Below are 13,200 nucleotides of genomic sequence, written 5' to 3'. Positions count from 1 at the left end.
GTGCCAATGGTGCGACCGGGCCTGCTGGTCCGACGGGTGCTACGGGTCTGCCGGGTTCTAACGGTGCCACCGGTGCCACGGGTCCGGCTGGTGCCAATGGTGCGACCGGGCCTGCTGGTCCGACGGGTGCTACGGGTCTGCCGGGTTCTAACGGTGCCACCGGTGCCACGGGTCCGGCTGGTGCCAACGGTGCCACCGGTGCCACGGGTCCGGCGGGTGCCAATGGTGCGACTGGGCCTGCTGGTCCCACCGGTGCGACGGGTCTGCAGGGCGCCACCGGTGCCACGGGTGCGTCCGGTGCTGTTGGCGCTCACGGTCCGACCGGTGCGACCGGTCCGACGGGTGCGACGGGCCTGCCGGGTACCAACGGTACCAACGGTGCCACCGGTGCCACGGGTCCGGCGGGTGCCAATGGCGCTAACGGCGCCACCGGTGCTACTGGGCCCATTGGTCCGGTTGGTCCGACGGGTGCGACGGGTCTGCAGGGCGCCACCGGTGCGTCCGGCGCCAATGGTGCCACCGGTGCCACGGGTCCGGCGGGTGCCAATGGCGCTAACGGTGCCACCGGTGCCACGGGTCCGGCGGGTGCCAATGGTGCCACCGGTGCCACGGGTCCGGCGGGTGCCAATGGCGCTAACGGTGCCACCGGTGCTACTGGGCCCATTGGCCCGGTTGGTCCGACGGGTGCGACGGGTCTGCAGGGCGTCACCGGTGCCACGGGTGCGTCCGGTGCTAATGGCGCTACGGGCGCCACCGGTCCTATTGGGCCGGTTGGTCCGACGGGTGCGACGGGTGCCTCCGGTACCAATGGTGCTGATGGTGCGACTGGGCCGGTTGGTCCGACGGGTGCGACGGGTGCGTCCGGTACCAATGGTGCTGATGGTGCGACTGGGCCTGTCGGTCCGATTGGTCCGACGGGTGCAGCCGGTACCAATGGTGCTGATGGTGCGACCGGACCTGCCGGTCCGACGGGTCCGACGGGTGCGGCCGGAACCAACGGCACCAACGGCACCACTGGTGCCACTGGTGCCACTGGTGCGACGGGTGCCACCGGCCCGACGGGACCTGTCGGCCCGTCCGTGCAGGCCAACAGCAACGCCACGTCTGTGCCCGCTGGGGGCAGCACCACGGACATCGTGGCCGTGTGCCCTGCCGGAACCGTGCTGACCGGGGGAGGTGCCGTGAGCCAACTGCAGAACCCGGACATCATCTGGACGGCGAGCTACCCGGACACCGCCACCAACACCTGGCACGTCTCCGCATACAACAACGGCGCCACCGCGCAGACCGTCCAGTCGTACGCGGTCTGCATTCCTGGCACCGTCGGTCCGTGAGGTAACTAGTTCCAAGGGGAATGGACAGGAACCCGCTCAGGGTTCGGAACAGTCCCTGTGATCGCTGCCGCAGCAGATGAAGGGTCTTCTGCTGCGGCAGCTCCATGTCGTTTCCGTCGAGTTCCACAGCCCCCGAGTTCCCAACCGGTGCCATCGCACCGGCGCACGCCGGCCGCACTTCTCAGGAAGCGGCCGGCTCGGGTTCTCGGGGGCTGTCGGGTCTACCGGGGCAGCTGAACTTCCGGCACGCGGCCGGCGGACGACAGCGTCCGCTACGCCTTGCTGTTGTAGTGCGTGATGTCCCAGTGGCTGCCTTCCCGTGCGTAGACGTTGCCGGCGGGGGACTTGTACAGAGCGGCCCCGTCGCTACGCTTGCCCGCCTTGGCGAACTTGCGCGTGATGTAGGTGTTGACACACGGGACCTTGGTGGAGATATCCGTCTTGTACCCGTTGCGATGGCTGTAGGTGCCGGGGCTGTGGCCCTTCTCGGTGCCGCCGGTGACGATCACCTTGCAGCCGCTGACCTTCTTGAAGGCGATCGTGCCCGCGATGGTCGCCTTGTTGACCTGGGTGAACGACGTACACGACTTCTTGTTCCAGTCGGAGCAGTTGCCGCTGGACGTCCAGGTGATGCCCGCCTTCTTCAACTGGGCGGCGGCATCCGCGTGCCGCGCGTACTTCGCCGGTGCGGCCTGTGCGGTGCCGGCCACCAACAGGACCGAAGCGGTGGCGGCGATCACCGTGCGGGCGGACAGAAGTCCCATGCGCTTCAAGACGTGCTCCTTGTCTGTCTTGCGAGTTCGAACGCTGCTCGGCTGTGCTGCTTCCAAGCTCGGGAAGCCTGCCCAGGGGCGAACGACCTGCGTATCCACCCTTCAGGTGAAAAGGGCGCGTCGAAGTGGACGTCGTCCCGCCCGCCGCCGGCTCCCGGCAGCCTCTGCCGGCTGTTCTCCGCGTCAGTGAGGTCAGTACGCTCCACGCATGGGCGAAGCAGCGGACAGCGACCTCGACCGGGCGGCGACGCGTACGTGGGTGGAGAAGGCCCTTGCGCCCGGGGAGCGGATCGAGGCCGCGGAGCGGCTGCGCGGCGGATGGACCTCGCAGATGCGACGGCTGGACGTCTCCGGGCCGCAGGGCGGGCGTTCGCTCGTGCTGAGGTCCTTCGTCAAGCCCTTCTTCGTACGCCATGCGCCGGGGCTGCTCACCCGGGAGGCGGACGTACTGAGGCTGCTGGGCGCAACCGAGGTCCCGGCGGCCCGGCTCGTGGCCGTCGATGCCGGGGCTGAACACTGTGACCACCCCTCGTTGTTGATGACCCTGCTGCCCGGGCAGGTGCGAGTTGACGATGCCGGGGCAGAAGAGCGCATCGGGCTGCTGGCGCGGCAGCTGACCGACATTCACCGGGTGCGGGTGACGGACGCGACCCGCCCGCGCGACTACGAGGCGTGGACCGCGCCGGACCGGGTGCGAGTACCCGGGTCGACCGGACGGGCCCGGCTCTGGCGGCGGGCGGTGGATGTGATCCGCCGCGAGCCGCCGGCGTACACACCCCGGTTCCTGCACCGCGACTTCCACCCGGGCAACGTGCTCTTCGCCGGTGCCGGGGCGGGCCTGCGTATCAGCGGGGTCGTCGACTGGGTCGAGACCTCCTGGGGCCCCGCCGACCTGGACGTCGCCCACTGCTCGACCGCACTGGCGCTCCTGCACGGTGTCCCGGCCGGGATGAGCTTTGCCGAGGAGTACACGGGTGCGGGCGGGCGGTTGTCCGCGAGCGGTGCGGACCACCTGTACTGGCGGCTGCTGGACGCGCTGGCCTACGCGCCGGACGCGGAGAAGGTCGCGGTCCCGTGGCGGGAGCTGGGACGGACCGATCTGACGCCCGAGGTGCTCACGGCGCGCCTGGAGGGCTATGTGGAGTGCCTGCTCGACCGGTTCGCCTGATCGGCGGTCATTGCCACAACGCCCAACATGACGTCGCTGTCGGGCAGTCGGAGGTCCTTCCGTCCGACGCATCGGACGATCCGAAGGAAAGCGACCCTCCGGTTTCGTACGCAGGGTCAAACGCGGCGTGTCCCGGGGTAAAGGGACGGTTATGTCTGTATAGATATACGCATCTTCGCCAAGAGGGCAGTTTCTTGCGTCCTGTGCGGCATGAGCGCCGTCGTCTCTCCCGCAGGTGAGCGCTGCGCGTGGTGTTTCCGCATTCGTCGCATCAGTGAATTTCTGAACCGTCGATCCGCATGCCCCGATTCGGCTGCCGGTGTCCCGGTGACTCCGGTCCCCGATGGCGTCGGATTCCGAATCGTCTGAGACGGCGTCGTTCAACGCCCATTTCGCAAATGGAATCACTGAACCGCCGATTCGCCGCATCGGTGATTCCGCGGGTATCGATTCACGAATCAACGAATTATTGGCAAGGAGACGCTGTGCGTTACGGAAGTGCGCTGAGGGAAGAAGTCCGATCTCCGGGAACGACCCCCCTCATCGGTATTTACGACATGTACTCGGCGTCCGTCGCGGCCCGGCACTACGACGGATTCTTCGTGTCCGGATTCGGCTTCGCCGCCTCCCACTACGGGCTCCCCGACATCGGTTTCATCGCCTGGCCGGACATGGTTGCCTTCGTGGAGCGGCTGCGGCCGGCCTTCCCCTCGCACCACCTGCTGGTCGACATCGATGACGGCTACGTCGATCCCGAGGTCGCCTGCCATGTGGTGCGGCGGCTGGAGAGGATCGGAGCCTCCGGAGTCGTCCTGGAGGACCAGAAGCGGCCCCGCAGGTGCGGTCACGCGGACGGCAAGCAGGTGCTCCCGCTGGAGGAGTATCTGGAGAAGCTCAACCTCGTGCTGGAGAGCAGGCAGGATCTGGTGGTCGTCGCCCGCACGGACGCCACGGAGGAGGACGACATCCTGCGCCGGGCCGAGGCGCTGGCCGGGACGGATGCAGACGTCATCCTGGTCGACGGGGTGCGCAGCGTCGAATGGATCCGGCGCATCCGGAAGGTGGTCGGTGACAAGCCGCTGCTCTTCAACCAGATCGCGGGCGGAAAGTCCCCCAGGCTCTCGCTCTCCGAACTGACCGAGCTGGAGTGCCAGGCGGCGATCTACAGCACTCCCTGCCTCTTTGCCGCACATGCCGCCATCGATGCCGCACTGGCGGACCTCAAGCAGTCCGACGGACGGCTCCCCGAGCTCGCGCCCTCCGGCGGAATCGGAGTGCGGCGTTCGACGGAACTGCTGGAGAAGAACATCGGCGGGCACCACCCCGTCCGTGAGCCCATGACCGCCTGACGCGAACGATGCGCCGGGAGCGGGCCGCGCCCGCCTCGTCACTGCTCATCCCGGACGCCGGGGCCTCGATGGTGCGATCCGGACGGTGATGCCACCCGTCCGCGGGGCTCGTCGGCGTCGGACGCCGCTGTCGCCCCGGTCGGCAGGCCGCCCGGGTGCGTGGCGGGCGGCCTGCCGGTTCGCGCCCGCCTCTTGTCTGATGTGACGTCAGGTACGACGATGGCCCCCGCGCCCGTCATGTGACGATGCGTCAGATTCCTTCGGGGAAGGAGGCCGTCCGGTGCCGATACTGCCCACCGGGCCGCTGTCGTACGGGATGCAGCTGCCGATCCAGTCGCAGAGCACCATCTACGCGGAGGGGTGGGAGGCCGCGGCCACCCCCGCCGACCTCGCCGGGATCGCCCGCACCGCCGACCGTACCGGCTTCGCCTACCTCGCGAGCTGCGACCACGTCGCGATCCCGCGGCGGCTTGCCGGGGTCATGAGCACCGTCTGGTACGACCCGGTCGCCACCCTCGCCTTTCTCGCCGGGATCACCGAGCGGGTCCTGCTGATGAGCCATGTCGCCGTCGTCGGCCTGCGGCACCCGCTGGCCACCGCCAAGCAGTACGCCACCCTCGACCACCTCTGCGGCGGCCGGCTGATCCTCGGGGTCGGGGCCGGGCACGTGCCGGAGGAGTTCCATGCGCTCGGGGCGGACTTCGAGGGGCGGGGCCGGGTCCTCGACGAGACCATCGACGCGCTGAAGGCGGCGCTCGGTCCTGAGGAGTACCCGGAGTTCGCGGGGGAACGGTTCTCCTTCGCCGGGCTCGGGCAGCTGCCGCGCCCGGCCCAGGAACGGGTGCCGGTCTGGGTGGGCGGCTCCTCGCCCGCCGCCGTGCGCCGGGCCGCGGTGCGGGGGGACGGCTGGCTGCCGCAGGGTGATCCGCGGGAGAAGCTGCCCGCACAGATCGCCCGGCTGAAGGAGCTGCGCGAGGCGGCCGGGATCGAGGCCCCGATCGTCATCGGCGCGATCACCGAGCCGCTGTACGTCGGTGAGCCGGAGTGGTCCGTCGGGCGGCGCACCCTCACCGGAAAGCCGGAGGTCCTCGCCGAGTCGCTGCGCGAGTACGGGGCCATGGGCGTCCGCCAGATCCAGGTGCGGTTCCGCAGCCGGAGCCGCAGTGAACTGACCGACCAGATGGCGGCGTTCGCCGCCGAGGTCGCACCCCATCTCGACAGGTAGGAGTCAGGCCATGGGCAAGCTGGACGGGCGGGTCGTGCTGATCAGCGGTGCGGCGCGCGGGCAGGGCGAGCAGGAGGCGCGGCTCTTCGCCGCGGAGGGCGCGCGGGTGGTGATCGCCGATGTGCTCGACGAGCAGGGCGAGGCGCTGGCCAAGGAGCTGGGGGAGGACGTCGCCAGGTTCGTCCATCTGGATGTGAGCCGGGAGGACGAGTGGCAGGCCGCCGTCGCCGCCGTGAAGGACGCCTTCGGAAGGATCGACGGACTGGTCAACAACGCGGGGATTCTCCGCTTCAACGAGCTGGTGACCACACCGCTGGAGGAGTTCCAGCAGGTGGTGCAGGTCAACCAGGTGGGCGCGTTCCTCGGGATCAAGAACGTCGCGCCCGAGATCGAGGCCGCGGGCGGCGGGACCATCGTCAACACCGCCTCGTACACGGGGCTCACGGGCATGGCGTTCGTGGGCGCGTACGCCGCCACCAAGCATGCGGTGCTCGGGTTGACCAAGGTGGCGGCGGTGGAGCTGGCCGCGAAGGGGATACGGGTCAACGCCGTCTGCCCCGGGGCCGTGGACACCGCGATGACCAACCCGGCGGCGCTGGACCCGACCGCGGACCCGGAGGAGTCCAGGGCGGCGGTGGCCGAGCTGTACCGGAAGCTCGTACCGCTGGGGCGGATCGGGCAGCCGGAGGAGGTGGCGGCGCTGGCGCTCTTCCTGACCTCGGACGACTCCTCGTACATCACCGGGCAGCCGTTCGTCATCGACGGGGGCTGGCTGGCGGGCGTCAGCCTGTTCTGAGGCGTTCTGACGATGTGTCAGGTATTGACGGGTGCGGGTGCCGGTGGAACAGTCGGACGCATCGCAATCTGACGGTGTGTCAGAAATGAATGAGGACGGTGAACCCCCTTGGAATTCGGGCTCTTTGTACAGGGGTACGTGCCCGCCGCACGGGCCAAGGCCGACCCCGGGGCAGAGCACAAGGCGCTGATCGAGGAGACCGAGTACGTCATCCAGGCGGACAAGTCCGGCTTCAAGTACGCCTGGGCCTCCGAGCACCACTTCCTGGAGGAGTACTCGCATCTCTCGGCCAACGATGTGTACCTGGGCTACCTCGCACACGCCACCGACCGCATCCACCTCGGATCCGGCATCTTCAACCCGCTCGCCCCCGTCAACCACCCGGTGAAGGTGGCCGAGAAGGTCGCCATGCTCGACCACCTCTCCGAGGGCCGCTTCGAATTCGGCTCCGGGCGCGGGGCCGGCAGCCACGAGATCCTGGGCTTCATGCCGGGCATCACCGACATGAACCACACCAAGGAACTCTGGGAAGAGACCATCGCCGAGTTCCCCAAGATGTGGCTCCAGGACGAGTACGCCGGCTTCCAGGGCAAGCACTGGTCGCTGCCGCCGCGCAAGATCCTGCCCAAGCCGTACGGGAAGTCGCACCCGGCGATGTGGTACGCGGCCGGGTCGCCGTCCTCGTACGCGATGGCGGGCAAGAAGGGGCTCGGCGTGCTGGGCTTCAGCGTGCAGAAGGTCTCCGACATGGAGTGGGTCGTCGAGTCCTACAAGACGGCCGTCAAGGAGGCCGAACCCGTCGGGGACTTCGTCAACGACAACGTCATGGTCACCTCCACCGCCATCTGCGCCGAGACGCACGCGAAGGCCGTCGAGATCGCGGTGGGCGGCGGGCTGAACTATCTGCAGTCGCTGCTGTTCCGCTACCACGACACGTTCCCCCGGCCCGAGGGCATCCCGGAGTGGCCCGAGCTGCTGCCGGAGTACTCCGAGGAGATCATCGAGCTGCTGATCGCCGAGGAACTGATGATCTGCGGTGATCCGGACGAGGTGCTGCGGCAGTGCAAGCGGTGGGAGCAGGCGGGGGCGGATCAGCTGAGCTTCGGGCTGCCGATCGGGATGAGCCGCGAGGACACGCTGAACTCGATCAGGCTGATCGGTGAGCATGTGATCCCGAAGATCGACACGGACCCGGTGCACCGGACCTCGCGGTTCCGGGGGGCGGCGGGGGCGTAGGGGCAGGGCGTGGTGGGGTGCGGGTTCGGTGCGCCTGCGGCGGCGTTGTCCCCTACCCGCCCCTTCCCGAAACCGGGGCTCCGCCCCGGACCCCGCGCCTCGATCGCCGGCGGGGCCGGATTTCGCTCCGCCCCGGACCCCGCGCCTCAAACGCCGGCGGGGCCGAGAACAGCGGCGTCTTCCCGGACCGCCGCTCCGTGGAGCCGGGGTGCGTGCCGCGGCCGTGCGCACCCCGGCTGCACACCCACAATCCCGCGGCGGGAAACACAGAAGGGAACCCCCGTCATGCTCGACCACCTCATACGCGGAGCGACCGTCGTGGACGGCACCGGCGGACCCTCGTACCCCGCCGACATCGGTATCCGCGACGGCCGCATAGCCGTCATCGCCGAACCGGGCACGCTCGCCGAGGAAGCCGTCACCACCGAGGACGCCACCGGCCTGGTCCTCGCCCCCGGCTTCGTCGACCCCCACACTCACTACGACGCCCAGCTCTTCTGGGATCCGTACGCCACACCCTCCATGAACCACGGCGTCACCACCGTCGCCGGAGGCAACTGCGGATTCACCCTCGCCCCGCTCCACCCCGAACGCCCCGAGGACGCCGACTACACCCGCCGCATGATGTCGCGGGTGGAGGGCATGGCCCTCAAGGCACTGGAGGAGGGCGTCGACTGGAGCTGGTCCAGCTTCCGCGAATACCTCGACGCCCTCGAAGGACGGATCGCCGTCAACGCCGGGTTCATGGTCGGCCACTGCGCCCTGCGCAGACACGTCATGGGCGCCGACGCGATCGGCGGGCAGCCCACCCCCGAACAGCTCGCCGCCATGCTCGCGCTGTTCCACGACGCGATGGACGCCGGAGCCTGGGGGCTGTCCACCACCCAGTCCGCCACCCACTCCGACGGGGACGGACAGCCCGTCGCCTCCCGGCACGCGCTCCCCGAGGAGCTCCTCGCCCTCTCCCGCGCCGTCGGCGAACACGAAGGCACCCAGCTCGAAGCGATCGTCGCGGGCTGCCTCGACCAGTTCTCCGACGAAGAGATCGAGCTCCTCGTCGACATGACCGCCACCGCGGGCCGCCCACTGAACTGGAACGTCCTCACCATCGACGCCGCCGTCCCCGAACGCGTACCCCGCCAGCTCGTCCCCAGCGAACGGGCCCGCCGGGCCGGCGGCCGGATCGTCGCACTCACCATGCCGATCCTCACCCCCATGAACATGTCGCTCGGCACCTTCTGTGCCCTCAACCTCATCCCCGGCTGGGGCGACATCCTCGCCCTTCCCGTCCCCGAACGCATCGAACGGCTCCGCGACGCCGACACCCGCGCCGAAATGCTCCGCCGCGCCGACAGCAAGGAGGCCGGCGTCTTCCGCCGCCTCGCCGACTTCGGCCGGTATGTCATAGGGGACACGTACAGCGCGGCCAACGAAGGACTGAGCGGCCGCGTCGTGGGCGACATAGCCGCCGAACGCGGGCAGGACCCCTTCCACTGCCTCGTCGAGATCTGCGCCGACGACGAGCTGCGCACGGTGCTGTGGCCCATGCCCACCGACAACGACCCCGACTCCTGGGCGCTGCGACGGCAGACCTGGGAGCACGAGGACGTCATGCTCGGCGGCTCCGACGCGGGTGCGCACCTGGACCGGATGTGCGGCGCCCCGTACACCACCCGCTTCCTCGGTGACTGCCTGCGCCGACGCAAACTCCTCCCCCTCGAACAGGCCGTCAAGATGCTCACGGACGATCCCGCCCGGCTCTTCGGGCTTCGCGACCGCGGCCGCATCGAGGAGGGCTTCCACGCCGACCTCGTCCTCTTCGATCCCGGACGCATCGACGCCGGGCCCGCCACCCTCGTACACGATCTGCCCGGCGACAGCCCCCGCCTCGACTCCAAGGCCATCGGCATCGTGTCCGTCCGCGTCAACGGCGTGGAGACCCTGCGCGACGACAAGGTCACCGGCGCGGTCCCCGGTACGGTGCTCCGCTCCGGGCGCGACACCCGGACGGTGAGCACCGTATGAGCGACAGAAAACAGCGCCTCTTCATCGGCGGCGAGTGGACCGAACCCGGCCACGGCCACTACGAGGTGATCAACCCGGCCACCGAGGAGGTCGTCGGCCTCGCCCCCGAGGCGAGCCGCGAGCAGGTGTACGCGGCAGCGGCCGCGGCCCGCGAGGCCTTCGCCACCTGGTCCCGCACCCGCCCCGAGGAACGCGCCGCGATCCTCGACCGCGCCGCCGACCTGATGCAGCGCGACTTCACCGGCAACGCCGCACTCGCCCAGGCGGAGAGCGGCGCCACCACGTCGACGGCCAGGGCCATGCAGGCCGCCGTCGGCGCCGCCCGCTTCCGCCGGTACGCCAGGGGCGCCCTGGAACCGGTCGAGGAGCCGATCGCACCGCAGATCAACGAGGCGGGGCCGATGGGGCGGGCCGGTGTCTTCGGGGCGCTCGCCGCACGCCGGCCGGTCGGCGTCGTCACCTGCATCACCTCGTACAACAACCCCTGGGCCAACCCGGCCGGCAAGGTCGCCCCCGCACTCGCCATGGGCAACACGGTCGTCGTGAAACCCGCACCGCAGGATCCGCTCTCCGTCTACCGGATGGCCGAGGCGCTCGAAGAGGCGGGCGTCCCGGCGGGCGTCGTCAATGTCGTCACCGGATCGGGCCCCGAGGCGGGCGAGGCCGCCGTCGACTCACCGGACATCGACATGGTCAGCTTCACCGGCTCCACGGCCGTCGGACAGCGCATCGCCGAGGTGTGCGGGCGCTCCATGAAGCGGCAGCTGATGGAGCTGGGCGGAAAGGGGGCCGCCGTCGTCCTCGACGACGCGGACCTCGACTCCGCGGCAGCGGGCATCGGCACCACGTTCTCCTTCTACAGCGGCCAGATCTGTACGGCCCCGACCCGCGTCCTCGTGCAGCGCGCAGCCCACGATGCCCTGATCGAGAAACTCACCGCGTACGCGGGTCATTTGAAGGTGGGCGACCCGACGGACCGGGGCACGGTCGTCGGCCCGGTCATCTCCGCCGCCCACCGCGACCGCATCGAGTCGTACATCGAACTCGGCCGGAAGGAGGGGGCGAGGATCGTCACGGGCGGCGAACGCCCGGCCGGATTCGACCGGGGCTTCTACGTAGCCCCCACCCTCCTCGCCGACTGCACCAACGACATGCGCGTCGTCCGCGAGGAGATCTTCGGCCCCGTGGTCGTGGTCGTCCCCTTCGACGACGAGGACGAGGGCATCGCACTCGCCAACGACAGCGACTACGGACTGATCGACTACGTCTGGTCCTCGGACGTGGCACGCGCCTTCCGGGTGGGCCGGCAGCTGCGCGCCGGCGGGGTCGGCGTGAACACCGTCGGGCGGAACATGGAGGCCCCGTTCGGCGGGTTCAAGAAGAGCGGGGTCGGGCGCGATGTCGGCTCGTACGCCCTGCACGCGTACAGCGAACTCCAGGCGATCGTCTGGCCGGGCTGAACCGGCACACGCCGTGGGTGTCCGTTCAGCGGACACCCACGGGAAAATTTTGAACCACCACAAAATGGACAGTGCTGCGATTCCCGTACGGCGCTGTGATCGAGCGTCTTCCTCTTATCCGCAGGTCGCGATCATTGATTGCCTTCAATTAATTTCTGAGTGTCCGTTCTGTCACCAGAAATTCAAGGATGAGGTGCCGGAGTCTCAGCCTCCGAATGTGGATATCGCAGCGCATAACGTCCTCTCCATGACACAGCTGGACGCGCGGCCGCAGGCCGGAGACCCGGTACGGGGCGCGGCCCCGGCCGACGGCGGTGTACGCGGCAAGGGCCTGGGCGGGAACTCCGTCGGCCTGATGGGCAGCGCCGTCATCGGCATCTCCACCGTCGCCCCCGTCTACTGCCTCACCTCCACCCTCGGCTCCACCGCGGGCGAGGTCGGTGTGCAGATGCCCGCCGTCTTCCTGGCCGGCTTCCTGCCGATGCTGCTCGTCGCATTCGCGTACCGCGAACTCAACAAGGCCATGCCGGACTGCGGCACCTCCTTCACCTGGACGGTGAAGGCATTCGGCCCGCGCGTCGGCTGGATGTGCGGCTGGGGCCTGGTCATTGCGACGATCATCGTCCTGTCGAACCTGGCGGGCGTCGCCACCTCGTACTTCTGGCTCCTCGCGGGCGAGATCACGGGCAGCGGTTCGATCGCCGCCCTGGACGACAGCAAGCCCGTCCACATCCTCACCTGTCTGATCCTGATCGCGATCGCCACGGCGATCAGCTACCGGGGGATGACGGCCACCAAGGGCATCCAGTACGCCTTGGTGGGCCTTCAGCTCGTCGTCCTCGCGCTGTTCGTGGCGATGGCCGTACAGAAGGCGAACAGTGGGGAGTTCGCCTCGTCGGTGGACTTCTCCTGGTCCTGGCTGAACCCGTTCGCGGTGCAGTCGTTCGCGGCGTTCACGGCGGGTCTGTCGCTGTCGATCTTCATGTTCTGGGGATGGGACACCTGTCTGACCGCCAACGAGGAGACCATCGGCAGCGAGAAGACCCCCGGGCGCGCCGCCCTCATCGCGATGGTCGTGCTCGTCGGCTCCTACCTGGCGACCGCTGTCGCCGCCCAGATGGCCGTCGGCTCCGGCGGCTCAGGTCTCGGCCTCGCCAACCCGGACACCTCCGACAACGTCTTCGCCGCACTCGCCGGCCCGGTCATGGGCCCGGGCCTCGGAGTCCTGCTCTTCATCGCCGTGCTCGCCTCCGCCGCCGCGAGCCTGCAGACCACCTTCATCCCGGTGGCCCGCACGGTCCTGGCGATGTCCACGTACGAGGCCCTGCCCGCCTCGTACGCCCGCGTCCACCCGCGCTTCAGGACGCCGGGGAAGGCCACCGTCACGGCGGGCGTGGCGACCGGCGTCTTCTACACGGTCATGACTCTGGTCAGCGAGCACGTCCTGGTCGACACGATCTACGCGCTCGGCCTGATGATCTGCTTCTACTACGCGCTGACGGCGTTCGCCTGCGCCTGGTACTTCCGCGCCGACCTGACCCGCTCCGTCCGCGACCTGGTCTTCAAGGGCCTCTTCCCGGTCGTCGGCGGCATCCTGCTCACCGCGGTCTTCGGCAAGACCCTCTATGACATGTGGGATCCGGCGTACGGCTCCGGCTCGTCGGTCCTCGGGGTCGGCTCGGTGTTCGTGATCGGTGTCGGGCTGCTGCTGCTCGGTGTGGTGCTGATGCTGGTCATGCAGCGCCGCAGCCCGGCGTTCTTCCGCGGCGAGGTACTGACGAAGGAGACTCCGGCACTGGTCGTGGAGGACTGACGGCCGGGGCTTTCGGCTGAG

At 69.4% G+C, this 13,200-nt stretch carries 10 protein-coding genes; 9 read left to right on the top strand and 1 reads right to left on the bottom strand.

Annotated elements, in window-relative coordinates:
- Positions 1-1,181 precede the first annotated feature (1,181 nt).
- Positions 1,182-1,334, top strand: coding sequence for a hypothetical protein (locus ACFVYE_RS24110; protein ID WP_176740255.1), 153 nt, complete (start codon positions 1,182-1,184; stop codon positions 1,332-1,334).
- A 272-nt stretch (positions 1,335-1,606) separates the two neighbouring features.
- Here the strand turns inward: ACFVYE_RS24110 and ACFVYE_RS24105 are convergent, their stop codons facing one another.
- Entirely contained in the window at positions 1,607-2,098 is a 492-nt protein-coding gene (locus ACFVYE_RS24105; protein ID WP_383960520.1) for a hypothetical protein, read from the bottom strand.
- A gap of 217 nt (positions 2,099-2,315) precedes the next feature.
- On the opposite strand from ACFVYE_RS24105, the gene ACFVYE_RS24100 reads away from it, so the two are divergent.
- The 8 genes from ACFVYE_RS24100 (at position 2,316) to ACFVYE_RS24065 (ending at position 13,179) form a co-directional block, all read left to right on the top strand.
- A complete protein-coding gene (locus ACFVYE_RS24100; protein WP_383960434.1) occupies positions 2,316-3,275 on the top strand; it encodes a phosphotransferase family protein in 960 nt (319 codons plus the stop codon).
- Between the two features lie 485 nt (positions 3,276-3,760).
- Positions 3,761-4,624, top strand: a complete 864-nt coding sequence (locus ACFVYE_RS24095; protein ID WP_389607349.1) for an oxaloacetate decarboxylase — start codon at positions 3,761-3,763, stop codon at positions 4,622-4,624.
- Between the two features lie 280 nt (positions 4,625-4,904).
- Positions 4,905-5,849, top strand: coding sequence for a TIGR03619 family F420-dependent LLM class oxidoreductase (locus ACFVYE_RS24090; RefSeq protein WP_389607347.1), 945 nt, complete (start codon positions 4,905-4,907; stop codon positions 5,847-5,849).
- Between the two features lie 10 nt (positions 5,850-5,859).
- Positions 5,860-6,645, top strand: coding sequence for an SDR family NAD(P)-dependent oxidoreductase (locus tag ACFVYE_RS24085; protein ID WP_383960440.1), 786 nt, complete (start codon positions 5,860-5,862; stop codon positions 6,643-6,645).
- 108 nt (positions 6,646-6,753) lie between these two features.
- Positions 6,754-7,881, top strand: a complete 1,128-nt coding sequence (locus ACFVYE_RS24080) for an LLM class flavin-dependent oxidoreductase (protein WP_383960443.1) — start codon at positions 6,754-6,756, stop codon at positions 7,879-7,881.
- 285 nt (positions 7,882-8,166) lie between these two features.
- On the top strand, positions 8,167-9,906 hold the full coding sequence (locus ACFVYE_RS24075; protein ID WP_383960446.1) for an amidohydrolase family protein: 1,740 nt from the start codon (positions 8,167-8,169) through the stop codon (positions 9,904-9,906).
- Complete coding sequence (locus ACFVYE_RS24070) at positions 9,903-11,366, top strand: aldehyde dehydrogenase family protein (protein ID WP_383960449.1); 1,464 nt, start codon at positions 9,903-9,905, stop codon at positions 11,364-11,366. The genes ACFVYE_RS24075 and ACFVYE_RS24070 overlap by 4 nt, the downstream gene beginning before the upstream one ends.
- Positions 11,367-11,613: 247 nt before the next feature.
- A complete protein-coding gene (locus ACFVYE_RS24065; protein WP_383960452.1) occupies positions 11,614-13,179 on the top strand; it encodes an APC family permease in 1,566 nt (521 codons plus the stop codon).
- Positions 13,180-13,200: the final 21 nt, after the last annotated feature.

This window comes from Streptomyces sp. NPDC058239 (genome assembly GCF_042882185.1).
GTDB lineage: Bacteria > Actinomycetota > Actinomycetes > Streptomycetales > Streptomycetaceae > Streptomyces.
Note: the sequence above shows the minus strand (reverse complement) of the source record. Positions and strands in the feature narration are given on the sequence as shown.

Bases quoted from the DNA above. Each gene is read 5' to 3' on its own strand.
- ACFVYE_RS24100 (WP_383960434.1), top strand. From the start codon at position 2,316: ATGGGCGAAGCAGCGGACAGCGACCTCGACCGGGCGGCGACGCGTACG.
- ACFVYE_RS24075 (WP_383960446.1), top strand. From the start codon at position 8,167: ATGCTCGACCACCTCATACGCGGAGCGACCGTCGTGGACGGCACCGGC.
- ACFVYE_RS24085 (WP_383960440.1), top strand. From the start codon at position 5,860: ATGGGCAAGCTGGACGGGCGGGTCGTGCTGATCAGCGGTGCGGCGCGC.
- ACFVYE_RS24105 (WP_383960520.1), bottom strand. From the start codon at position 2,098: ATGGGACTTCTGTCCGCCCGCACGGTGATCGCCGCCACCGCTTCGGTC.
- ACFVYE_RS24065 (WP_383960452.1), top strand. From the start codon at position 11,614: ATGACACAGCTGGACGCGCGGCCGCAGGCCGGAGACCCGGTACGGGGC.
- ACFVYE_RS24070 (WP_383960449.1), top strand. From the start codon at position 9,903: ATGAGCGACAGAAAACAGCGCCTCTTCATCGGCGGCGAGTGGACCGAA.